This is a genomic window from Bacillus cereus group sp. BfR-BA-01383, from assembly GCF_022663495.1.
In the GTDB taxonomy this organism is placed as follows: domain Bacteria; phylum Bacillota; class Bacilli; order Bacillales; family Bacillaceae_G; genus Bacillus_A; species Bacillus_A cereus_AU.
Genome location: NZ_JAKUFP010000017.1, coordinates 1 through 24163, shown reverse-complemented (window position 1 = coordinate 24163; position 24163 = coordinate 1). Strand labels below are relative to the sequence as shown.

Genomic DNA, 24163 nt, shown 5'->3' with positions numbered 1-24163 from the left:
ATGGAATACATCAAATTGAAAGATGCTTTTACGATAAAAAAAGGAAAAAAAGTAGAAGTAATTGCTGAATATCAAGAAAACAGTATTCGTTGTATTCAAATAGGAGATTTAAGAAATGATGATACGTTGAAATATTGTTTACCAAATGAGAAACATGTGATGGTAGGAAAAGAAGATGTCCTAATCGCTTGGGATGGAGCTAATGCTGGGACGGTTGGGATAGGATTAGTTGGTGCATTAGGCAGTACACTCGCTAAGTTATCACTAAATACAGATAAGTTATTAGCTGAATTTGTTGCGATACTTTTGCAATCGAAGTTTGATTACTTTCAGCAAACAGCCACAGGTGCAACGATTCCTCATATTTCTAGAAAGGCTTTAGAAGATATTCTTTTACCTGTAATAGATATAGAAATCCAGAAAAAAATCGTGAAAGTAATTTATAATTCTCTAGAGTTAATAAATCAACGTCAATCTCAACTCGCAGCATTAGATGAATTAAAGCAAAGTGTGTTTTTAGAGATGTTTGGTGATCCGACAGTAAATAAAGACAACTATGTCATTCGGTCATTGATGGATTTTTATATTTCAGAAAAAGAGTCTGTGAAATGTGGGCCTTTTGGGAGTGCGTTAAAAAAAGAAGAATATACTTCTTCAGGTATTCCTGTATGGAACATGGATAATATTACGAAACAAAACGAATTTATTGATGAACCTCACTTATTTGTAGATAGAGAAAAAGCTAATCAATTAAAAAATTATAAGGTGGAGAATGGAGATATTATTATATCGAGAGCAGGAACTGTTGGGAAAATGGCTGTTGTCCATTCAGTAAATGAAGAATCCTTAATTAGTACTAACTTAATTCGGTTACGTCTTAATGATGAGTTAGTTCCTGAGTATTTAGTATGGTTAATAAAAATATTTGGAGATAGAGTATGTCGTATGAAAACTGGAAATGACGGGGCTTTCACCCATATGAATACATCAGTATTAAATAGTATTGAATTTCCAGTTCCTCCATTAGAAAAACAAGTTGAGTTTCTAGAATCTTTAAGAAAGATAGAACTTCAGAAAAGTAGATTATTGCAAGGTTTAAGTGAAAATGAAAATTTGAAAAAATCCTTATTACAAAAAGCTCTCAAAGGCGAGCTTTTTCAAAATAAAGCATAATAACTAAGTCGCGAAGGTGGTTAGGTTGATGACGAATTTTGGATTTTTAAAAGAAAAAGATCAGTTTAAGAGTTTTGCGACAGCTTGTACAGAAGCTGAGAACGCAATGATTGTAAGCCCTTCGACGTGTGCCATTTTGACACGTCGTGCTCTTGAACTTGCCGTGAAATGGGTGTATCAAGTTGATAATGATGTTACGGTACCATACCGTGATAATTTATCGAGTTTAATTCATGACCGTAACTTCTTAGGTATCATTGATGAAGAGTTATTACCGATGATGAAATACGTGGTGAAGTTAGGCAATACAGCAGTTCATACGAATGTCAACATCAAACGTGATGAAGCCGTATTGTCCCTTCATCACCTTCATCAATTCGTATCATGGATTGATTATTGCTATGCCGATAAATATACAGCACCGACTTTCAATGAAGTGATTTTGCATGCGAATGATGAAAAACGTGAGCGCCCAGGTGAATTACAGAATTTATATGCGCGTTTAAGTGCAAAAGATAAAAGTTTAGAAGAATTGCGTAAGGAGAACGAAACTTTACGTAGTCAGTTCACGGCTAAACGTATTACGCATACGAAAAAAGTTGATTTTGTTGTAGATGAAATCAGTGAGTTTGATACACGTAAAATGTATATTGATTTAGATTTGAAGTTAGCAGGTTGGCAGTTTAATCAAGATATCGAAGAAGAATACTCAGTGAAGGGAATGCCGAATAATACAGGTGAAGGTTTTGTTGATTATGTATTACGTGGTGAAAACGGTAAAATCATTGCGCTTGTAGAGGCGAAGCGAACTTCGAAAGATCCAAAAGACGGTCGTCATCAAGCGAAGCTTTATGCAGACTGCATTGAAAGAGAGCAGAGATTAAGACCGGTTATATTCTATACAAATGGATATGAAACATATATTTGGCATGATAACTATAAAGCACGTAGAACATCTGGCTTTTACAACAAGGAGGAAATACAGCTAATCATCGATCGGCGTACCCTTCGTAAGCCGCTAAAAGATGTGAAAATCGATGATAATATTACAAATCGTTATTATCAAAAAGAAGCAATTCTTTCAATTTGTGATGCCTTTGAACGTAATCAAAGAAAAGCACTTCTTGTAATGGCAACAGGAAGTGGGAAAACACGTACGGCGATTTCGCTAGTGGACATTTTAACGAAGCATAATTGGGTGAAAAATATTTTATTTTTATCAGATCGTACATCCTTAATTAAACAAGCGATGCGAAACTTTAATGCCTTGATGCCTAACCTATCATTATGTAACTTACTTGAAAATAAAGCGAATCCTGAAGAAAGTCGAATGACTTTTTCAACATACGCTACTATGATGAATGCGATTGATGAAACAAAAACAAAGGATGGTAATCGTTTATTTACAGTAGGTCATTTTGATTTAATTATTATTGACGAATCACACCGTAGTATTTATCAAAAATATCGTAGTATTTTTGATTATTTTGATAGCATGCTAGTTGGCCTAACAGCAACACCAAAAGATGAAGTTGATAAAAATACATATTCAATTTTTGATTTGGAAAATGGTATTCCTACTTATGCTTATGAATTATCACAAGCGGTTGAAGATAAGTATCTTGTAGATTATAAGACACTGGAAACTAAAACGAAGTTCTTAGAAGATGGCATCATTTATGATGACCTATCAGAAGAAGAAAAATCTGAATTTGAAGATGTTTTTGAAGACGAGCTCTATGTACGAGATATCGACAGCGGAGCTTTAAACAATTGGCTATTCAATGTGGACACAATCGATATGGTATTAGAAAGTTTAATGACAAATGGGATCCATATCGAAGGTGGCGATAAAATTGGAAAGACAATTATCTTTGCAAAAAACCACCGTCATGCGTTAGCAATTAAAGAAAGATTTGATTTGAAGTTTCCTGAATGTGGTGGCAACTTTGCAGAGGTCATTGATTATAGTGTGAATTACTATCAGTCGTTAATTGATGATTTTTCAACAACTTCAAAAATGCCACAGATTGCAATTTCTGTAGATATGTTAGATACAGGAATTGATGTGCCAGAGGTAGTGAATTTAGTATTCTTTAAAAAAGTGCGTTCTAAAACAAAATTCTGGCAAATGATTGGTCGAGGAACAAGACTTTGCCCAGATTTATTTGGCTTGGGGCAAGATAAAGAAGATTTTTTAATATTTGATTGGTGTGGGAATTTTGAGTATTTCCGTGCGAATCAACATGGGACAGAAACTAAATTAACAAAAACACTTACAGAGAAGTTATTTAATTCTAAAGTAGATATGGTGCGAGAGCTACAAGATATCGAGTATCAAGTGACACCATACACTGAATTTCGTCGAGATACTATTAATAAACTGGTAATAGATGTGAATACATTAAGTGATGAAAATTTCCGAGTGCGTCAACATATTCAATATGTTCATAAATATAGAGAAAAAGAAAATTGGAATTCTTTATCAGTCATTCAAACAAATGAAATTAAAGAACATGTGTCTCCTCTAGTTATTCCTTACGATGATGATGAGTTGGCTAAACGATTTGACTTATTGATGTACACAATTGAACTGGCAAAACTGAGTTCGAATAATGCGACAAAACCAATTACCAGAGTTATGCATACAGCAGAAGCTTTATCGAAGTTAGGCTCCATTCCACAAGTAGTAGAGAAAAAAGCTGTTATACAAAAAGTGAAAGATGAAACGTTTTGGCAAGAAGCCTCTTTACAAGATTTGGAAAGTGTACGTGAAGCATTACGTGATTTGATCAAATTCATTGAGCGTGAGAAACAAAAAATTTATTATACGGATTTCAAAGATGAAATAATTGAACAGACTGAAAATGGATCCATATTAGATGTGAACGATTTACAAAGTTATCGGCAGAAAGTAGAGCATTATCTAAAAGAGCATCAGGATCAAACCGCTATTTATAAATTGCGCCATAATAAAGAGTTAACAAAACAAGATGTAGAAACATTAGAAGCAATTCTATGGCATGAGTTAGGTTCAAAAGAACAATATGAAAAGGATTTTGGTGATACGCCAATTACAAGACTTGTTCGTAATATTGTTGGGGTAGATCGAAGTGTTGCATTGAAAGAATTCTCGGAGTTTCTATCTGAAGAACGCCTGAATATTCAACAAGCAAAATTCGTTGAATTAATTGTGGATTATGTTGCGAAAAATGGAACTTTAGATAAACAAGTGTTACAGCAAGATCCATTTAGAGCACTAGGAAGTATCACTTCTTTGTTCAAACACAATATGGGGGATGCTAAGGGGATTATTGGTATTATCGATCGGATTAATAATAATTCGGAATTTATTTCTTAAAATTTCGATCAAACTTTTTTATAAAAATTGTATAATGCTTCATAAAGTGGGATTCCGTTTTGATCAATCTTTTTTCAAAATGGATTCCTTTTATTTCTTATCAAATAAGGGTTTGTAAAACATTTCTGATTAAACTTTATTCCAAACTAATATCTGGGAAATAAGACAAAGTAATATCTATACACTTAATTACAAACTTCTTTAAATCAATTTCAAAGTGGTGGGAATGCTCTGTTAATAAAAAAGGGGAAGGTGTTTTACAATCAAATCGAGGTTTTTACTACTTAAAATTATCATTATAACCATGTAAATTTGGGAGGAAATCATACAAGTCATATAAATACTAGAAATATTAATTTCGCCCTAACTATTGACGGGATACATTTGTACACGACCACAATTTAATTGGGCGTTAAAGCGAGTTGTTAAAGCTCGAGTCGCATTAAGACCGATATACCAGTCAGCTTCTGAACGCGCAACTGCCGAAGCATATAAATTGTCATATGCTTTACCTGGTTTTAAATTTGCAAAACCATCTTTAATTGCTTTATCAGTAACAGATGAAATCCATAGACGTTTGATCGGTTTATTAGTTCGAACTTTATCAATAATCCAACGAGCGACCAATTCTCCTTCACGCCCAGCATCTGTCGCCACAATAATTTCATTGACATCTTTTCTAAGTAGCTGACTTTTCACAGCATTAAACTGTTTACCAGTTTGTTTAATAACTGTTAGTTTCAAACATTCAGGTAGCATTGGTAAATCTTCTAAATTCCACTTTTTATATTTCACATCATAGCTTTCTGGGTCTGCTAATGTAACGAGATGACCTAAAGCCCAAGTTACAATGTATTTACTACCTTCAAGATAGCCATTTCCTTTTTTATCACACTTCAGTACGCGAGCAATATCTCGTGCAACGGAAGGTTTTTCAGCGATTACAACGCTTTTTACCATATTAAAAACATCCTTTCAAAATTCCATACGTTAAATATAGCACACATCTTCTTGAGATTCAGTCGCGCTCAAAGTTTGAATGATTTTTGATGAAATGAAGTAGTGGGATTTACAAATACAAATAAAAGATTGATATACATGTCATATTTTGAGATGGACACGTTCATAATGAAATTCATTTTCGGTATATAAAGGCGAAAAATGGTAATGTCATTTATCTTGATGCAAACTACTGGTACCTATCTGGTGGCGGACTTGAGTCTGTATCAGAAATGGTTAAAGAAGTATCACAAGGTTTAAAATAATAATGTAAAAGAGTGATAGGATGAATTTCTTATCACTCTTTTTATATGGAAAAGGAAAGAACTTGTTATTTTATTAGAATAAGAGTAGACTCTGAAGTAGATGAATAATAAACACATGGGAGTTTGTGGATGCAAACTGAGAGTATGGCTAACCCGTCATTGACCATTTGAACCTGTTGGATAATGCCAGCGTAGGGAGAGTGTAACAGCACATGTTCAGGCACTTTGCGTACGCAAAGTGCCTTTTTGTGTATCTCCCATCAGTATAGTTAGGAGATGAAAAGGATGAATATGAAAGAAATTAGTAAAGTAGTGGATTTGGTGAGAGAATCTAATCCGCTCGTTCATAATATTACAAATGTTGTTGTCACAAATTTTACAGCGAATGGTCTGTTAGCATTAGGAGCATCACCTGTAATGGCGTATGCAAAAGAAGAAGTAGCAGAAATGGCTAGCATTGCTGGAGCTCTTGTTTTAAATATGGGAACGCTTCGTCCTGAAGAGGTAGAGGCGATGTTACTTGCTGGTAAGTCGGCTAATACGAATGATGTACCGGTACTATTTGATCCAGTTGGCGCAGGAGCGACCTCTTATCGAACAGAAGTTGCAAGACATATTCCAGCTGAAATAGATTTAGCTATTATTCGCGGAAATGCAGCTGAAATAGCTAACGTGATTAATGAGAGATGGGAAATTAAAGGCGTAGATGCTGGTACTGGAAATGGCAATGTTGTAAGTATTGCAAAACAGGCAGCAGACGAATTGAATACAGTTGCGGTGATTACTGGAAAAGAAGATGTTGTTACAGATGGAGAGAAAACTGTTCTTATTCGAAACGGCCATCCTATTTTAACGAAAGTTACTGGAACAGGTTGTTTACTAACTTCTGTAATAGGAGCTTTTACAGCGGTAGAAAAAGATTATGTAAAGGCAGCCGTAGCAGCATTAACATTTTATGGAGTAGCAGCGGAACTAGCAGCGGCTAAAACAGTAGAAAAAGGACCTGGTAGTTTCCAAATTGAATTTTTAAATCAATTAGCGAATACAACTTCAGATGATATTGAGAAGTATGGAAAGATTGAGGAGTTAGAGTAAGAGGGAGTGAATGAAATGGCACGCATTGAAATAGATAAAATGTCAAAGCTATTGCAAGTGTATTTTATTATGGGAAGTAATAACTGCATGAAGGATCCTTTAGCCGTATTGAAAGAAGCGTTAGACGGCGGAGTAACACTTTTTCAATTTCGTGAAAAGGGAGAAGGAGCTTTAACGGGAGAGAAACGTCTACAGTTTGCAAAAGGGGTGCAAGCACTTTGTAAGGAGTATGGTGTACCGTTTATTGTAAATGATGATGTTGAACTAGCCATCGAATTAGATGCAGATGGTGTACATGTTGGACAAGATGATGAGGGGATTACTTCTGTTCGCGAAAAAATGGGTGATAAAATTATCGGTGTATCTACACATACAATTGAAGAAGCACGCTGGGCAATTGAAAACGGAGCTGATTATTTAGGAGTTGGCCCTATTTTCCCAACGAGTACAAAAAAAGATACGAAAACTGTGCAAGGGACAAAAGGATTAGCTCATTTTAGAGAACAAGGAATTACAGTGCCGATTGTTGGTATTGGTGGGATTACGGTTGAAAATACTGCTTCCGTTATAGAAGCAGGTGCGGATGGTGTTTCAGTTATTTCGGCAATTAGTTTAGCGGAATCTGCGTTTGAAAGTACAAGGAAATTAGCTGGAGAAGTAAATAAAAGTTTGTAGAAAAGGGCCATGTAGTATTTCAAATGCTGCATGAAAGAATGGACTGCCAAAAGTATTTAAACAAACGTTTGATTAAGAAAGCACAAACCTTTTTAAAATATAGGTTTGTGCTTTTATTTAAAACATAATTGAAATTAAGAGCATTCCAATTCCGATAGAAGTAAAGGTTGCGATCAGGCCTGGAATCATAAAGCTATGATTTAGAACATATTTACCGATGCCTGTTGTACCAGTGCGATCAAAGTTAATGGCAGCAACAATTGTTCCATAGTTTGGAATGAAGAAGTATCCATTTACTGCAGGGAACATTGCAATTAGTAATGCTGGTGGAATACCAAGAGATAGTCCAAGAGGCATTAAAGCACGAACGGTTGCTGCTTGGCTGTAAAGTAAAATAGATAGAATGAATAATGCGATGGCAAATAGCCATGGGGCACTTGTTACTAAGTGCTGAATTGATCCTTGAATCATATTTAAGTTTCCGTTAAAGAAAGTATCTCCCATCCAGGCGATACCAAAGATTGCGACGACAGCAGTTGCTCCTGCTTTAAAGACGTTACCAGACACAATACTTTCTACATTTGGTTTACAGAAAATAATAATAAGAGCTGCGATAGTTAACATAACCATTTCAATTGTGTTTGGCATGGAAAGACGAACTAACTTCCCGTCAACCATCCATCCCGGACGAAGTGCTTCAAATGAACCAAGAAGTACGACAAGGAAAGTTCCTACTAGGAAAAGGATAACTGATAATTTAGCGCCTTTTACACCCACAAATTCTTTTTTCTCTTCAAGCTTAGGAATCATTCCTTCTTTTAATCGTTTCAAGTATTCAGGGTCTTCATTTAATTCTTTCCCCATTTTGCTAGCAACGAATGCAGCGAACATACAAGCAATGAAAGTAGAAGGGATACTTACTTTTAAAATATCTAATAAAGTGATTTGATAGTCAGCTAACATTGCTAAAAGAGCAACTGTTGCAGCTGATATGGGGCTAGCTGTAATTGCCTGTTGGGAAGCGATTACGGCAATTGACATTGGTCGTTCCGGTCTAATCCCAGATTCGCGAGAGACTTCTGCGATAACAGGAAGTACAGAATAAGCAACGTGACCAGTTCCTGCACATAGTGTGAATAAATAAGTAACAATTGGAGCGAAAAATGTAATACGCTTTGGATTTTTTCGTAATGCTTTCTCAGCTAGATGAACAAGATAGTCCATTCCTCCAGCAGCTTGCAAAGCACCAGCAGCAGTGATTACCGCTAAAATCATAAGCATTACATCGATAGGAGGAGCGGTTGGTTGTAAGTGGAAGACAAAAACGAGTATTGCCATACCAACTCCACCCATTACTCCTAAACCAACTCCGCCTAGGCGTGCACCAATAAAAATGCAGAGTAATAAGGTAAGAAATTGTAGCCAAAACATGATAAACTACCTCCGAAATTCATAAGTTAAGATATATCCGAATAGTTTAATTTGAGTGAAAATTAAATGGGTATCCGAAAGAATCCTTGATTTTTCTACATTTTTTATTATATAACACAAAAAAAGTAACATTCATGTATTTTTTGAAAGTATTTCGAAAAAATAACACATTGGAATTTTATATTTATATCTCTAAATAAGTAGACATTTTAATCCGTATGTTGTAATCTTTGAAAGAGAATAATTTAATTCTCATAGAACTCCCATATCGTTCAACTCGTTCAGCGAGAAAGGCAAACTGATGGAAACATGAGGACGCAAAACTACAGGGGCTAAGGTCGAAAGGCTATGCTAGCCAGTTACCGGACGGATAGGGTTGGTCTTGACCAATGCTTTTTTCATTGGTCTTTTTTTTATTTGTAAACAATTGAGAAACATTATCAGTTATTAAGTGTTTATATTTTGATAGTTTTACTTGATATTAAGTTAATTAAGAAAGGTGATGTTAATGAAAAAATATTGGCATAAGCTATCTTTTCTTCAAAAAAATGTATTGTTAACGGTATTAGTTATTTTGACGCTTGTCGGTACTATGGGAGCGTTAAGTTTTAACATGTTTCAAAATAGTATGATGTCTATATTTGAAAGGCATTCTTTTGAAACAGGAGATACGGTATTACATAAATTAGACGAAGAGATAGTGAGAGATGTTGCAAAAGACCCAGCGGCAGAAAGAGAAAAGAGAGAGAAGTTAACAGAGAAATTAGATGAATCAACGGAAGAATTGAACAGTGTTGGACAAACGTATATTGTGGGAGCAAAAGAAAATGAAAAAGGTGAGTTACAAATCGTCGGCTTGTCTACAGGTTTAGCAAATGTTGTTGAAGTAAAGCCGGGAGACTATTATAAACAACCAGATCTTTGGATGAAAGCATATGATAAGGTAATGAGCACGAAAAAAGCAAACATGACAGTAGTATATGAAGACGCATTAGGATCATGGGTAACGATATTAGAGCCAATTAAAGATGGAGACGATAATATTGTGGCAATTGTTGCAGCGGATGTAGATGCCTCTATTGTTCCTAGTACAAAGGAAAAATTCATTATACAAGGTTTAATGTTTATTTGTATTTCTGTTTTAATTGCAACTGTTATTCAATTCTTAATTGTACGTAATGCACTTGCTCCATTGCGAGATTTACGTGAAGGATTGCGCAAAGTCGGTGAAGGTGATTTAAGTATTAAATTAGAGGAAAGACCAGGTGATATTGGTATTATTAATGCGTATTTTAATAATACCATCGAGAAGTTTAAAGGAATTGTAGATAAAGTGAAGCAGACAGCAGAACAGGTTTCCTCATCTTCACAAGAATTGTCAGCGAGTACGAAAGAGAATAGTATGGCAGTTCAAGAAATCGTAAGTTCTATGGTTGGGTTAAGAGCTGGCGCTCAGTCTCAAGAAACTTCAGTACAACAGTATTTAGGTATTGTATATGAAATGGAAGATAAGATGGAAGAGATAACGAATGCTGCAAAACAAATGGCGACAGCATCTGAAGGTATGGAGCATCATTCAGTAGAAGGAAATGGTGTTATTGAACAGGTGATTAATCAAATGAGCATAATACAAAATGCAGTACAAGATTTATCTTCAATCATTTATTCTTTGGAAACAAGATCAAAAGAAATTAGTGATATTGTAACTGTAATTACAGGTATTTCAAATCAAACTAATTCGCTAGCTTTAAATGCTTCTATTGAAGCTTCAGGTGCTGGGGGAACCGGAAGGGGATTTGCTGTTGTTGCTGATGAGGTGCGTAAGTTAGCAGAGCAGACGGAAGCATCAGCAAAAGATATAGCAAAATTAATAGGAGAAACACAAGCTGAAACGGAAGAAGCTGTTGTTTCAATGCAAAAAGGTTCAAAAGAAGTAGAATCTGGAATTAAACTTGTTCAAAGTAGTGGTGCTTTCTTTGAAAAAATTTCAAAGTCAGCGCAATCTGTTACAAATCAAGTTAGAACTGTTTCTAGCAATTCAAGTGATATACTGCAAAATAGCCAAAATATTGTTCGTGTTGTAAATGAACTATCACATATCGCAAATACGTATGCGAATAGTAGTAATATTGAAGAGAGTATGAAAGAACAGGAAATGTCTGTACAAGATATTGCCGAATTAGCTACTTCTTTAAGCTGGCTTTCACAGGAGTTACAAGAATTAATTGGGGAATTTAAAAGTTAAATGAAATGATTATGCATGCTTTTGTTTGTTCAATAAAATAAATCATGCTACAATGAAAACGAATTAAGAACCGGGGAGCCAATTGGCTGAGAGGATGTAAGTATACATCGACCCTCAACCTGATCTGGATAATGCCAGCGTAGGGAGTTACTTTAAAGTGATGTAGCATAAGTTATTATAGAATAACTTGTATACAAGGCTTTCCTACATGGTAGGAAAGCCTTTTCTTTTTTGAAACCATATTTTGTAAAGGGGATTTTATTATGTCACAACAAGTTACAATTTCATTTTCAGTAGTACCACAAGCGAAGAACAAAGATGTGTATTCCGTTGTTGATAAAGCAATTGAAGTTGTGCAACAATCGGGAGTTCGTTATGAAGTAGGGGCAATGGAAACAACGTTGGAAGGAGAATTAGATGTACTTCTTGACGTCATTAAACGTGCACAACAAGCTTGCGTCGATGCTGGAGCAGAAGAAGTTATCACTTCTATTAAAATTCACTATCGTCCAAGTACGGGTGTAACGATTGACGAAAAGGTTTGGAAGTACCGTGATGAATATGCAAAACCAGAAGCAATCTAAAATAATTACAACAATTTGGCTTATCCTTCTCATTGTGATATGGGAAGGATCTGTTTCATTATTTAAAATTGAACCGTGGATTTTACCAAAGCCTTCCGCGATTGTTCAAGAATTAATTGGAATGAAAGACCTATTACTACCGAATCTGGCACAAACGTTACAGGAAGTAATAATTGGCTTGTTTTTTGCGATTTTACTTGGAACGAGTATTGCAATTCTTATGGACGTTATCCCTTTATTTCGTATTTTAATAAACCCGTTGCTCGTTATTTCGCAAACAATTCCAATCGTTGTACTTGCACCGTTATTTATTATCTGGTTTGGATATGGGATGTTGCCGAAAGTAATGGTAGTCATACTCGTTTGTTTCTTCCCTATTGCGCTTAGCATTTTAGAAGGTTTTCAAACAGTAGATAAAAACATGTTGAAGTTGTTACAAACGATGAAGGCAACGAAGTGGCAAATTTATCAGAAAGTAAAATTTCCAGCAGTGCTTCCATACTTTTTCTCAGGTTTAAAAATTGCAGTTACATATAGCGTAATGGGGGCAATTATCGGAGAATGGCTCGGTGCAAGTGAAGGGTTAGGGGTTATGCTTACGAGAGCAACAAAATCCTTTTTAACTGCCCGAGTATTTGGTGTTGCAGCGATTATCGTCATGGTGACATTATGTCTGTATTTTATCGTGGAGTTTATGGCAAGAATAACAGCACCATGGATATATAGAAAGGACGGCAGAAAATGAAAAAAGGTTTAAAAGTTATGTTAGCTGCCTTATTAGCAGTAGGGGTGGCTGGATGTAATCCGGCGAAGAAAGAAGAAAGTACAAGTAAAGATCAAAAAGTAAAAGTAGTATTAGATTGGTTTCCAAATACGAATCATACTGGCTTATATGTAGCGCAAACGAAAGATTATTATAAAAAGCAAGGATTAGATGTAGAAATTATCCAACCAGGTGATAATGTAACAGCGGAGCAAATGATAGCCTCAGGAAAAGCGGACTTCGCAATAAGCGCACAAGAAAATGTAACGTTAGCCCGTGTAGAAGGTATTCCTGTTGTGTCTGTAGGAGCGATTATTCAGCATAACACTTCAGCTTTTGCATCGCTTAAGAAAGATAATATGACGTCACCGAAAGATTTTGAAGGTAAACGTTACGGAGGCTGGGGAGGACCAGCAGAGGAAGCGACATTAAAGACAATTATGGATAAAAATCAAGCTGATTTTAATAAAGTTGAAAAAATCATCTTAGGACAAACAGATTTCTTTAAATCAATTGGCCGTGATGCAGATTTCGAATGGATTTATTACGGATGGGATGGAATTGAAGCGAAGCGTCAAGGAAAAGAGTTAAATACGATTATGGTAAAAGACTTAGATCCAGCGCTCGATTTCTATAGTCCTGTTATTATTACAAGTGAAAAACATACGAAGCAAGATAAAGACTTTGTGAAAAAGTTTATGACTGCAACGACTGAAGGTTATAATTTTGCAATTAAGGAACCGAAAGAAGCTGCTGATATTTTAATTAAAGCTGTTCCGGATATAAATAAAGATTTAGTACAAGAAAGTCAAAAGTGGTTAAGTACGAAGTATCAAGATGATGCAAAAGCATGGGGAGTACAGAAGGAAGAGGTTTGGACAAATTACACGAATTTCTTATATGACAACAAAGTTATTAAAAAGAAAATCGATGTAAAAGATGCCTTTACAAATGAATTCCTTCCAAGTGAAAAATGAGCGGATTACAAATAAAAGATATTGTGAAATCTTTCGATGGAAAGAATGTATTAGCGAATATTAGTGCCTTTATACAGGAGGGAGAATTCGTCTCTTTTGTAGGTCCAAGTGGCTGCGGTAAAAGCACATTGTTAAATATGATCGCGAGCGTTGAAGAGCCAACGAGTGGAGAGGTATTTTATAACGAGGAACATGTAAAAAAACAAGATGTTGTAAGTTATATGCCCCAACAAGATTTATTGCTACCGTGGCGCTCTGCTTTGCAAAATATAGTTCTTCCGTTGGAGATTGAGGGGAAACCTAAAAAACAAAGGTTAACAGAAGGAATGGAAGCATTAAGACAGTTTGAGCTAGATGAATATGCAGACCATTACCCGGATGCACTGTCTGGTGGTATGCGCCAAAGAATTAGCTTTCTTCGTACATATTTATGTGAGAAGCCAATTATGCTACTGGATGAGCCTTTTGGAAAATTAGATGCGTTTACGAAAATGGAAGTACACAGTTGGCTTTTAAATTCTTGGCATCAAGAAAAGCAAACAATCGTTATGGTTACACATGACTTAGACGAAGCAATTTTACTTTCTGATCGAGTATTTATTTTATCTCAAAGACCAGCATCAGTAGTTGGTGAGGTACAAGTGAAATTACCTCGCCCGCGAACGATGGACATGTTAACATCACTTGAGTTAAAGAAGGATAAGGAAGAGATTTTAAGCGTATTAGCTCCTTATATGAAAAAATAGAAAAAAGTCTTTTAACAGTTTTTGGTATGATTGCTGTTAAGAGGCTTTTTTATATAGGAGGAGAAAGATGCAATCTATAGAGAAAATGGTGGATTCATTAACGCCGGATGATTTTGCAGAAGGAACAAAAGAAAAAATAGAGAATAGAATATAACAGAGTAGTTTATACTCTTAATATAACAAATGTTAAAGGAGTGAAAGGATAAAATGACTTTATCAACTGTTCTTCAAATGGTTTTAGCTTGATAAGGGAGAAGTCTGCCCATTTTTAAAGATTAAGCTAAATTGAAGACAGCAGGTAAAGAACCTTAATCCTTTCTTACGATAATATGTAATGGGTAAGGTGTATTCACCTTACCCATTTTTATATGCACAATTAAATAAGGTTTTATACTGTTGTTCTCTCTATTTAGCTTATGAATCATAAGTAAAGGAGAGAAAAAATGAGTATATTAACAGTAGAAAATGTAAGTCATTCGTATGGTGAGAAAACCATCTTATATAATGCATGTTTTCGATTATTAAAGGGAGAACATGTTGGGTTAGTAGGGAAAAATGGAATTGGAAAATCAACGCTGTTACGTCTGTTAACAGGAGAACTTATACATGATAAAGGGAAAATTGAATGGTTTCCGCATGTGAAGGTAGGATTTTTACAGCAACATATAGATTTACAAGAAGGGATAACAGTTGAAGAATACTTGCAAAGTGCATTTTCTAATTTGTATGCGATTGAATGCGAAATGTTAAAAATTACAGAAGAAATGGCTGAAGCAGAAGACGTAGAAAAACTGTTGGTAAGGTATGGAGAATTACAAACTATATTGGAAAGCTCCAACTTTTATCAAATTCATACAGAAATTGAAGAAGTAGCAACGGGTTTAGGGTTGTTTGAAGTAGGGATGAAGAAGGATGTTTCAAAGTTAAGTGGTGGTCAGCGGACAAAGCTGTTACTTGGGAAACTCCTTTTAGAAAAAGCTGATGTTTTATTGCTAGATGAGCCAACGAATTATTTAGATACAGCACATATAGAATGGTTGCAAACGTATTTGAAACTGTATGAAAAAGCTTATATTATCATTTCACATGACGAAGTATTTTTGAACAAGATTACAAATGTTATTTATCATCTAGAGGAGCGGGCAATTAAACGCTATGTGGGTGATTATAATGGTTTTGTGCGTAATTATGAACTGCAAAAGAAACAATTACAAGCAGCGTATGTGAAACAGCAAAAAGAAATTGCCCATTTAGAAACATTTATTCAAAAAAATAAAATTCGAAAAGCGAAGCAAGCAAAAAGTCGTGAGAAAGTATTGGAGAAAATGCAAAGGGTTGAAAAGGTTAACAATGTACCTCGTGCCCGTTTTGATTTTAATGTTTATGCTGAGCCAGTGAGTCGTATATTACAGGCCGAGAAACTAAGAATAGGTTATAGTGAACCGTTATTTACAGAATTGAATTTTCAAGTGAAAAAAGGGGAGAAAATAGCTATTGTTGGTCATAATGGCATCGGAAAAACGACAATGTTAAAAACGTTATTAGGGCAAATAAAGCCATTAAGCGGTTTAGTTTCTGTTGGAGAGCGGGTAAATCCCGCTTATTTTGCACAGGAAGAATTTGCTTCAGAAATAACGCCATTAGAGAAAGTTTGGGCAGAAAGACCAGATATGACAAGGAAAGAAGTACGTCAAGCATTAGCAAAATGTGGATTGAAAGAAGAACATGTATTAAAGCCGCTTTGTTTATTAAGTGGAGGGGAACAAACAAAGGTAAGACTTTGTGAACTTATCGTAACGAAAAGTAATGTTTTAATTTTAGACGAACCTACGAATCATTTGGATATAGAAACTAAGAAGGCTTTGCAGGAAGCGTTACAACAATATAAAGGAACGGTCTTAATCGCCTCTCATGAGCCTTCTTTCTACGAATCATGGATAACAAAAGTGTGGAGTATAGAAGAATGGAACGTTGAACAATATGAATAAAGAAAAAGGCATTAGCTCATAAGAGCTAATGCCTTTTTCTTTGTGATTAACATGATTTCCGAGAACTTTTGCATGAGAATTGTATGAAGAAGCACTCTTATGGTGCGCTTATAAGCATGCTTTTTCTTTTGTTATGTTTATATTTATAATAATACTAGATGCCTTTCCCTAATAGGCCACTATCTTTCTTTATATATATAGATAGTTTGAAACGGAATAAAAAATGATTCCTATATGTAAAGGATAATGTGATTAGTAGGGGAAGACAATAAAACTTAAAGGAAATTCATGTAAAATTCAGATGAGCTTCACATAAACTTCATATTAGAAATCGAATATAATTATAATAGGTTATTATAATATTGGTTTGTGATTTTTCATAAAATTAAAAGTTTGAAATAAGGAGAGATTTTCTCAATATAAAAAGGCTTAAATACAAACTGCATATGAAAATGAAAGGTCGATGAGGAAGGAAATAGCTCATTATAAATAAATTTGAGAAAAGATTGTATGAAGTCAATTTGTAATAGCGTAGCACGATGGTGAAGTTTCATGTAAAATAATAGTAAAAATATGTAAAGGTGTGGATGTGTTTTTGAGCATTGCTGAAGAGAAAATTCGACAAGCGATACGGAATGGCGATCTCGATAACATTCCGGGAAAAGGAAAACCACTACAATTAGAAGACCTTTCAATGGTACCTCCAGAACTTAGAATGAGCTATAAAATTTTAAAAAATGCGGGTATGATTCCAGCAGAAATGGAACTACAAAAAGATATATTAAAAATAGAGGATTTAATCTCTTGCTGTTATGATGAAGAAGAGAGAAAAAAGTTACAAGAAGAGTTAACAGCCAAAACACTACGTTTTCAGCAGTTAATGGAAAAAAGAAAAATTAAAGATAGTTCAGCATTTCGTATGTATCAAGATAAAGTATTTCGTAAATTACGTTAAGAGGGATAAGATGAATAAATTTGAAACGATAGAAGAATTAGCGACATATATTGATGAAAAACAAGTAGTACTTCTATTTATTAAAACGGAAAATTGCGGTGTTTGTGATGTCATGCTAAGGAAAGTAAATTACGTATTAGAGAATTATGATTACGTAGAGAAAATAGAAATATTACTACAAGACATGCAAGAGATTGCAGGGCGATATGCAGTATTTACAGGGCCAACAATTTTATTGTTTTATAATGGAAAAGAGGTTCTTCGTGAATCACGCTTCATTTCACTTGAAAATTTAGAGAGAAATATTCAACTATTAGGGAATTAAGGGAGGTTTTTATATGGAATTTATTATTATCATACTATTATTTGTTGTAATTGGAATAATTGTAACAGCTGTTCGATCAAACAAAAGGAAAGTTAATTTGATGAAACAGAGTAATATGCATAATTCGTCTAACAGCTCATCACCACTATTTTTCTTTGCTGGATCTGATGATAGCTCACATGATGGTGGTTCACATGATTGCGGAGGATCTTCTGGCGGAGATAGTGGAGGGAGCTGCGGTGGTGGCGGTGATTGATGAAAATACGCCTTATATAGGCGTATTTCTTTTTTAAACAAACGTTTGATTAGTTGGCTTACATATGCATAAAAACAGTTAAACAAACGTTTGATTAAATATCGTTGTCGGTACGCTTATGATTCAACTTGTACCAGAAAATATGGTTGGAAGAGTAAATGGAACAATTTTACCGCTGTTTATGGGAGCTATGCTAATTGGTACTGCTTTAGCTGGAGGATTAAAGGAGATGACCTCACTAGTTACCGTATTTTGTATAGCAATGTCACTTATTTTATTAGCAATAGGCCCGGTTTTACGTATGCAAATAAAGAAAGAAGATGTTGTTAATCGAGAGAAAATGACGAATTCATTGGTTTCGAAATAGCTATTGTAAGGGGGCTGAATTGCTCCTTTTTTCATGGCGATCTTTTGACAATGAAATGTACCGACTATATACTGATGTTGTAAAAACGATTTTACATGTTAGGAGAAAAGATGTGAAAAATCAAATTTATGAATTACGCACTGAAAATAATATTTCACAAGGTGCATTAGCCGATAAGTGTAAAGTTTCCAGACAGACGATAAATGCAATTGAGAATAATAAATATGATCCGAGCTTAGCGTTAGCCTTTCGTTTAGCGGAAGTATTAGGAACAACTGTTGATAAATTATTTTTGTACAAGCTGTAGAGTCTTTAATTGTAAGACGTTATCGATAAAAATAAAGAAAAAATCCCCTTCATGTTTGAAGGGGATTTTTTCTTATAGTGTTTTAGTTTTTGGATTAGGTGGTGTAATAGATGTATCATTTTCAGGGACTCTAGTTAAAAGAAATCCACCGATAATAAATAGTACAATAATACTAAGTACACCAGCGTTTGTTTTTCCAGTTAATTGAGTCGTAACACCAACTAATACTGGCCCCATAATGGCTGCGAATTTACCAAAGATATTATAGAATCCGAAGAATTCATTAGCAGATTCTTTTGGTACTAGTTTGGCAAAATAGGAGCGGCTTAGTGCTTGAATTCCGCCCTGAGATGTGGCAACGAGCATTGCTAAAATCCAAAAATCAAGTGTCGTTTTTAAGAAATAAGCATATGTGCAAATAATGATATAAATAATAATACCGACATATAGCATTTTTTTACCGGTAAATGTTTCCGATAGTTTTCCATATAATAAAGCGAATGGGCATGCGACAATTTGTGTTACAAATAATATGATTAATAGATTAGTTGCACTAATGCCGAGATCAGTTCCATATGCTGTAGACATAGTAATAATTGTATCGACCCCGTCAATGTAGAAAAAGTAAGCGATTAGGAACATAAATACAGTTTTATATTCTTTAATATTTTTAAAAGTATCAGCAAGACGCTTGAAGCTCATTGCAATTGGTCTTGGATGGCGTTCAATATAGTGTGTTTGCTCAACGTTTTTTAGCATTGGAATTGTAAATAACCCCCACCAAAGAGCTGTTATTGCGAATGAAATTTGGCTAGCAATGCCGACTGATAGAGGGATAGTTCCTTTTTGAGCAAGAATGATAAGAGCAATACAACCGATAAAAGGAATTGTACTTCCAATATACCCCAAGGCGAATCCTCTCGTAGAAATTCGGTCCATTCTATCTTTAGAAGTAACATCTACTAAGAATGCATCATAAAAAATGTTTGCTCCAGCAAAACCGACTAATGCGAGCATATAGCATCCTAATAATAAGTACCACTGAGAGGTTGGAACAACTGCTAGCATACTTGTAAATACGATACCGAGCCCAAAGAAGAATGTGAAAAAGCGTTTTTTAAATCCTTTATAATCAGCAACCGTGCCGAGAATAGGGGCAAGTATAGAAATTAAAAGTGTAGCGAATGAGTTCGCATATCCCCAATAGGCCGTTGAAGTTGCTCCAGATAGTCCGGCTTCTTTTGCAGCGGCTTTAAAGTAAATTGGAAATAATGCAGTTGTAATGACAAGCGAATATACGGAGTTCGCCCAATCGTATAATATCCAGCTTTTTTCTTGTCTGGACATTTTTTTCATATAATGTTCCCCCTTAAATTTGTTCTACTAACAGTGTACAAAATTAAAAATTGTAAAAAGAGAAACAGTGGTGATTTTTACATAACTTTTACATATATACACAGTTCTTTACAATTGAAGCAAATCCTCTACAATCGCTCCGTCTGTTTCACCTAAGTGCAAACCGAGTAATCTAGCTATAGTAGGACCTTCATCAATAAGTCTCATATACGGGATTGTAACGCCGCTTTTTATACCTTTCCCAGCAGCTATAAAAATTGTTTCATAGTTAGGTTTTGTTGGAGAATATCCATGAGTTCCAAATGTATATTTTTTACTAGGCGTAACATCTTTTTTTGTAATTTCTTTTATAAAATCTCCTGTATAGTTTTCCGTAAAATAATACCCTTCTCGTGCTTCTAACATGAATAAACAATTACCATCTGCACCGCATTCCTTCGCATCTTCATCATGAAGGATAAATTCAATTCCGTTTTGTTTATTTTGAAGCAATTCTTCAAGAAGTAGTTGTACTTCTCGGATTGTATCTGTATCGTTTTTGTCTTTCGCATATACATAGGCAGACCCGTCGCAACTTTGACAATAGGCCCTCCAATCTACTATTTTCCCTTTTGAATTTATAGAGATAAGCCCTTTTTGATGAAATAGCACATTTAATTGAATTGCTTTGTTTTCACTTAAAGCGCTATGATCGCCAAGAGCAATAATTGTGCTTTCTTCGTATAGTCCACTTTCTTTTAAAGCTTGAATAATTTTTCCTAGCCGTTCATCATGTCTATGAATTGCAGCTATTGTTTCTTTGGATTCAAAGCCGTGATAGTGTCTTTGGGTGTCTAAATCGGTGAAATGTACAAACATGACATTTGGCTTTTTCGTATGGATTGTATGTACAGCCGAAGCGAGCACGAAATCATCAAGTTCAGGTTGTGACAATCCATTTCGTATATGGCCGAAACGATGATTTAAATCTAATTGGTATAGTGGACTACCGCTAAATAAGGAAACTAACACTTGATTTTGCCACGGTCTATTTGGGAAAATTTCTGGCAAATTGTAATCGATTTTTGCTCTTCCAGTAACAGGCCATAGAAGGGCAGCTGTTGTTAAATTTGCTTTGCGCGCTTCATCGTATAAAGTTGTTCCTTTAATGGACTTTCGATACCAATGCCAGTCTGGTGATTCACGTCCTGGTTGAAGTAACGTATTGCTAACAACACCATGCTTATTAGGATAATTACCGGTTACGATTGTTGAGTGACTTGGATATGTTACAGAAGGATAAATGGGCTCTACCTTTTCCACAATCGCGCCCTTTTTTATTAGGGATTGGAAATGAGGTGATTTTTGTAGTATAGGAAAATCTAAAGCTGATAAACAGTCGAAAGATAAAATAATGACACGATTAGTTAATGCTTTATCCATAAAGTTTCCCTCCTGATTATATAAAACCTATTCTTATATATTACTATTAATACCTAGTAATAAAATATGTTTCTGGTTAAAATTTTATTGTTTATTTTCAGAAAAATTAAACATATAATAAGTATAAGGGAATGAATGGAAGGAGGGAATAATATGGATTGGCTAGATGGATTTGGTATCTTTTACATCATTGGCGGAATCACGATTCTCCTTGTATTTGCTATTTCATATTTACTAAAGAAACGTTTTCCAGACAAACAGTTTGATATTATATTTGCACTTAGTTTAGTACTTCTTTGTTTAGCTTTCTTTCCTGTAACAATGACCGCTATTGGTGGATGGGAAGGAATGGGATATGGATTTATTTGTTTCTTCGTTCTAATTGGTACACTTATCGGTATGGTTGCACATCAACTTGTAAAGATTGTTCGAAAGAGCTACGTATAAAACTACAAAAAATGAAAAGAATATATAAAAATAAGAAAATTCACTCTTGTTTTGAAGCGAAATTTATATTATGATAATCAACAAATTTATTTCGTTATAACGATGAAAAAGGACTAGTATATGTCTACCCCTTTTTGCAGAGAAAGAATCCATTTGGCTGAAAGATTCTTAAAAGGGCGATATGGAACCTACCTTTGCGTTCTGCATATGCAGCGGGAATTTCCCGTTATCAAAAAGAGAGCATGCACAATTTTTGTGTATGAATCAGGGTGGTAACGCCGACAAAGCTCGGTCCCTATTTAGGGGCGCGGGCTTTTTTGTATTTTCTAACAGGAGGAAGAGTGACTATGGCAAAAGAACAGGTACAAGCTATTACGAAGATGGAAGAGGACTTTGCACAGTGGTATACCGATATTGTAAAAAAAGCAGAACTTGTTGATTATTCCAGTGTGAAAGGGTGTATGATTTTACGTCCATATGGTTATGCATTGTGGGAAAATATGCAGAAAGTGATGGATGAAAAGTTAAAAGCATCTGGTCATGAAAATGTGTATATGCCAATGTTTATCCCGGAGAGTTTATTGCAAAAAGAGAAGGATCATGTTGAAGGGTTTGCTCCTGAAGTAGCATGGGTTACGCATGGTGGGGATGAAAAGTTAGCAGAAAGACTTTGTGTACGTCCTACATCTGAAACGTTATTCTGTGAGCATTTTTCAAAGATTGTGCAATCATATAATGATTTGCCAAAGCTATATAATCAGTGGTGTTCAGTAGTTCGTTGGGAGAAGACGACGAGACCATTCCTTCGTACAACTGAATTTTTATGGCAAGAAGGTCATACGATCCATGAAACGGCAGAAGAATCGCAAGCTGAAACGTTAAATATTTTAAATCTATATGCTTCTTTCTGTGAAGAGTATTTAGCGGTACCAGTAATTAAAGGGCAAAAAACAGAAAAAGAAAAGTTTGCGGGAGCAAAGGCAACTTATACGATTGAAAGCTTGATGCATGATGGAAAAGCGCTTCAAACAGGAACCTCTCATAACTTTGGGACGAATTTTTCCGAAGCATTTGATATTAAGTTTTTAGATCGTAACGGTAAATGGCAATATGTACACCAAACATCTTGGGGTGTATCAACAAGAATGATAGGTGGACTTATTATGGTTCATAGTGATAACAATGGGCTTGTAATGCCACCAAAAGTAGCACCAGTACAGGTTGTTATCGTACCGATTGCGCAGCATAAAGAGGGTGTGTTAGAAAAAGCAACAGAGTTACAAGGACGTATTCAGAAGGTTGCGCGTGTAAAAATAGATGCTAGCAATAAAACACCGGGCTGGAAATTTAATGAGTATGAAATGAAGGGTGTTCCAATTAGAGTAGAAGTTGGTCCAAAAGATATTGAAAAGAATCAAGTCGTGCTTGTAAGAAGAGATACGAAAGAAAAAGAGTTTATATCAATGGATCAATTAGAAGAACGTATTCCATCATTACTTGAGGAAATTCATATTTCTTTATTTAATAAAGCAAAAGTATTTCGCGATGAGAATACGTATAGTGTGACGAATTTTGAAGAGATGAAAAAAGCAGCTGACGAAAAGCAAGGGTTTATTAAGGCAATGTGGTGCGGAGAATTAGCTTGTGAAGAGAAACTAAAAGAAGAAGTTGGAGTATCTTCACGCTGTATGCCTTTCGAACAAGAACATGTAGCTGATGAGTGTATTTGCTGTAGTAAAAAAGCTAAGCATATGGTGTATTGGGGAAAAGCGTATTAATATGCTTTCTGATAGATGATAAAAAGGGCTTTGGTTTGCATAATAAAATGCAATCCAAAGCCCTTTTCAGTTTTATGATTTGTTTCATGTATTTTTTAGATGGAAGGATGTTGTTCTTATTTTATGTTTTTGCGACGAATAAACAATAACATACCAATTAGGAATGTTGAAAGTCCCATTAAAATAGAGGCAGGATAATGCGTTGCAGTATTAGGTAACTTATCACCTTGTTTTGTCGCGTTATCTTTTACGTTATCACTTTGTGAACTGCTATCGCCTTTAACTCGATTGTCCCCTTGAGAGCCGTTATCACCTTGCGAACTGCTATCGCCTTTAACTCGATTGCCCCCTTGAGAGTCGTTATCACCTTGCGAACTGCTATCGCCTTTAACTCGACTGCCCCCTTGAGAGCCGCTCCCGCTAGAACCGTTGCTACCAGAACCGTTACCGCTAGAACCACTACCACCAGAGCTATTACCGCCAGAACCGTTGCCACTAGAACCATTGCCACCAGAGCCGCTACCATCAGAACCGTTGCCACCAGAACCGCTCCCGCCAGAACCTTTGCCACCCGAACCGCTGCCACCCGAACCGCTGCCACCAGAACCATTGCCACCGGAACCATTGCCATCAGAACCGCTGCCACC

General features: G+C 35.4%; 20 protein-coding genes, 3 pseudogenes, 3 riboswitches and 1 other annotated feature. Of the genes and pseudogenes, 18 read left to right on the top strand and 5 right to left on the bottom strand.

What is annotated here, in order from left to right:
- Complete coding sequence (locus MR065_RS16390; RefSeq protein ID WP_242214396.1) at nucleotides 1-1173, top strand: restriction endonuclease subunit S; 1173 nt, start codon at nucleotides 1-3, stop codon at nucleotides 1171-1173.
- 28 nt (nucleotides 1174-1201) lie between these two features.
- A complete protein-coding gene (locus MR065_RS16385) occupies nucleotides 1202-4534 on the top strand; it encodes a DEAD/DEAH box helicase family protein (protein ID WP_242214395.1) in 3333 nt (1110 codons plus the stop codon).
- Between the two features lie 384 nt (nucleotides 4535-4918).
- On the opposite strand, the pseudogene topB reads toward MR065_RS16385, so the two are convergent.
- Nucleotides 4919-5494, bottom strand: a pseudogene (gene topB, locus MR065_RS16380) (DNA topoisomerase III); the annotation flags it as partial.
- 194 nt (nucleotides 5495-5688) lie between these two features.
- Here topB and MR065_RS16375 point away from each other — a divergent pair.
- From MR065_RS16375 to thiE, 3 genes and pseudogenes are all read left to right on the top strand, one after another.
- A pseudogene (locus MR065_RS16375) lies at nucleotides 5689-5799 on the top strand (ABC transporter); the annotation flags it as partial.
- Nucleotides 5800-5904: 105 nt separating this feature from the next.
- Nucleotides 5905-6014: riboswitch (TPP riboswitch) on the top strand.
- A gap of 70 nt (nucleotides 6015-6084) precedes the next feature.
- Nucleotides 6085-6894, top strand: coding sequence for a hydroxyethylthiazole kinase (gene thiM, locus MR065_RS16370; RefSeq protein WP_242214394.1), 810 nt, complete (start codon nucleotides 6085-6087; stop codon nucleotides 6892-6894).
- A gap of 15 nt (nucleotides 6895-6909) precedes the next feature.
- Complete coding sequence (thiE, locus tag MR065_RS16365) at nucleotides 6910-7569, top strand: thiamine phosphate synthase (protein WP_242214393.1); 660 nt, start codon at nucleotides 6910-6912, stop codon at nucleotides 7567-7569.
- Between the two features lie 117 nt (nucleotides 7570-7686).
- On the opposite strand, the gene MR065_RS16360 is transcribed toward thiE, so the two are convergent.
- The gene (locus MR065_RS16360; RefSeq protein WP_097904922.1) at nucleotides 7687-9000 is read right to left on the bottom strand and encodes an anaerobic C4-dicarboxylate transporter family protein; all 1314 of its coding nucleotides are present in this window, start codon (nucleotides 8998-9000) and stop codon (nucleotides 7687-7689) included.
- A gap of 282 nt (nucleotides 9001-9282) precedes the next feature.
- A riboswitch (cyclic di-GMP riboswitch) is annotated at nucleotides 9283-9367 on the top strand.
- Between the two features lie 141 nt (nucleotides 9368-9508).
- Between MR065_RS16360 and MR065_RS16355 the strand changes: the two genes are divergently transcribed.
- The 11 genes and pseudogenes from MR065_RS16355 to MR065_RS16305 all read left to right on the top strand — a co-directional run bounded on the left by MR065_RS16355 (nucleotide 9509) and on the right by MR065_RS16305 (nucleotide 18513).
- On the top strand, nucleotides 9509-11245 hold the full coding sequence (locus MR065_RS16355; RefSeq protein ID WP_242214392.1) for a methyl-accepting chemotaxis protein: 1737 nt from the start codon (nucleotides 9509-9511) through the stop codon (nucleotides 11243-11245).
- Nucleotides 11246-11306: 61 nt separating this feature from the next.
- A riboswitch (TPP riboswitch) is annotated at nucleotides 11307-11408 on the top strand.
- 100 nt (nucleotides 11409-11508) lie between these two features.
- Nucleotides 11509-11829: an MTH1187 family thiamine-binding protein gene (locus MR065_RS16350; RefSeq protein WP_000082898.1), complete on the top strand. Its 321-nt coding sequence runs from the start codon at nucleotides 11509-11511 to the stop codon at nucleotides 11827-11829.
- Nucleotides 11801-12574, top strand: a complete 774-nt coding sequence (locus MR065_RS16345; protein WP_097904920.1) for an ABC transporter permease — start codon at nucleotides 11801-11803, stop codon at nucleotides 12572-12574. The genes MR065_RS16350 and MR065_RS16345 overlap by 29 nt, the downstream gene beginning before the upstream one ends.
- A complete protein-coding gene (locus MR065_RS16340) occupies nucleotides 12571-13569 on the top strand; it encodes an ABC transporter substrate-binding protein (RefSeq protein WP_242214391.1) in 999 nt (332 codons plus the stop codon). The genes MR065_RS16345 and MR065_RS16340 overlap by 4 nt, the downstream gene beginning before the upstream one ends.
- Nucleotides 13566-14315, top strand: coding sequence for an ABC transporter ATP-binding protein (locus MR065_RS16335; protein WP_242214390.1), 750 nt, complete (start codon nucleotides 13566-13568; stop codon nucleotides 14313-14315). The genes MR065_RS16340 and MR065_RS16335 overlap by 4 nt, the downstream gene beginning before the upstream one ends.
- Nucleotides 14316-14758: 443 nt before the next feature.
- The gene (locus MR065_RS16330) at nucleotides 14759-16303 is read left to right on the top strand and encodes an ABC-F family ATP-binding cassette domain-containing protein (RefSeq protein WP_242214389.1); all 1545 of its coding nucleotides are present in this window, start codon (nucleotides 14759-14761) and stop codon (nucleotides 16301-16303) included.
- Nucleotides 16304-16886: 583 nt separating this feature from the next.
- Nucleotides 16887-17258: a DnaJ family domain-containing protein gene (locus tag MR065_RS16325; protein ID WP_242214388.1), complete on the top strand. Its 372-nt coding sequence runs from the start codon at nucleotides 16887-16889 to the stop codon at nucleotides 17256-17258.
- Between the two features lie 10 nt (nucleotides 17259-17268).
- Nucleotides 17269-17583 (top strand): thioredoxin family protein, encoded by a 315-nt coding sequence (locus tag MR065_RS16320; protein ID WP_242214387.1) that lies wholly within the window; start codon nucleotides 17269-17271, stop codon nucleotides 17581-17583.
- Between the two features lie 13 nt (nucleotides 17584-17596).
- Nucleotides 17597-17839: a hypothetical protein gene (locus MR065_RS16315; RefSeq protein WP_097904914.1), complete on the top strand. Its 243-nt coding sequence runs from the start codon at nucleotides 17597-17599 to the stop codon at nucleotides 17837-17839.
- 94 nt (nucleotides 17840-17933) lie between these two features.
- A pseudogene (locus tag MR065_RS16310) lies at nucleotides 17934-18206 on the top strand (MFS transporter); the annotation flags it as partial.
- A gap of 55 nt (nucleotides 18207-18261) precedes the next feature.
- Complete coding sequence (locus MR065_RS16305; protein WP_242214449.1) at nucleotides 18262-18513, top strand: helix-turn-helix transcriptional regulator; 252 nt, start codon at nucleotides 18262-18264, stop codon at nucleotides 18511-18513.
- A 72-nt stretch (nucleotides 18514-18585) separates the two neighbouring features.
- Here MR065_RS16305 and MR065_RS16300 read toward each other — a convergent pair whose 3' ends face one another.
- Both MR065_RS16300 and MR065_RS16295 read right to left on the bottom strand, forming a co-directional pair.
- On the bottom strand, nucleotides 18586-19869 hold the full coding sequence (locus MR065_RS16300) for an MFS transporter (RefSeq protein WP_242214386.1): 1284 nt from the start codon (nucleotides 19867-19869) through the stop codon (nucleotides 18586-18588).
- 108 nt (nucleotides 19870-19977) lie between these two features.
- Nucleotides 19978-21291 (bottom strand): alkaline phosphatase family protein, encoded by a 1314-nt coding sequence (locus tag MR065_RS16295; protein WP_242214385.1) that lies wholly within the window; start codon nucleotides 21289-21291, stop codon nucleotides 19978-19980.
- A 153-nt stretch (nucleotides 21292-21444) separates the two neighbouring features.
- Between MR065_RS16295 and MR065_RS16290 the strand changes: the two genes are divergently transcribed.
- Both MR065_RS16290 and proS read left to right on the top strand, forming a co-directional pair.
- Complete coding sequence (locus MR065_RS16290) at nucleotides 21445-21738, top strand: YesK-like family protein (RefSeq protein WP_000383861.1); 294 nt, start codon at nucleotides 21445-21447, stop codon at nucleotides 21736-21738.
- Nucleotides 21739-21831: 93 nt separating this feature from the next.
- Nucleotides 21832-22038: a binding site (T-box leader), on the top strand.
- 47 nt (nucleotides 22039-22085) lie between these two features.
- The gene (gene proS, locus MR065_RS16285) at nucleotides 22086-23516 is read left to right on the top strand and encodes a proline--tRNA ligase (RefSeq protein ID WP_242214384.1); all 1431 of its coding nucleotides are present in this window, start codon (nucleotides 22086-22088) and stop codon (nucleotides 23514-23516) included.
- Nucleotides 23517-23632: 116 nt separating this feature from the next.
- Here proS and MR065_RS16280 read toward each other — a convergent pair.
- Nucleotides 23633-24163, bottom strand: a 531-nt coding sequence (locus MR065_RS16280; RefSeq protein WP_242214383.1) for an LPXTG cell wall anchor domain-containing protein, incomplete at its 5' end; no start/stop codon positions are given.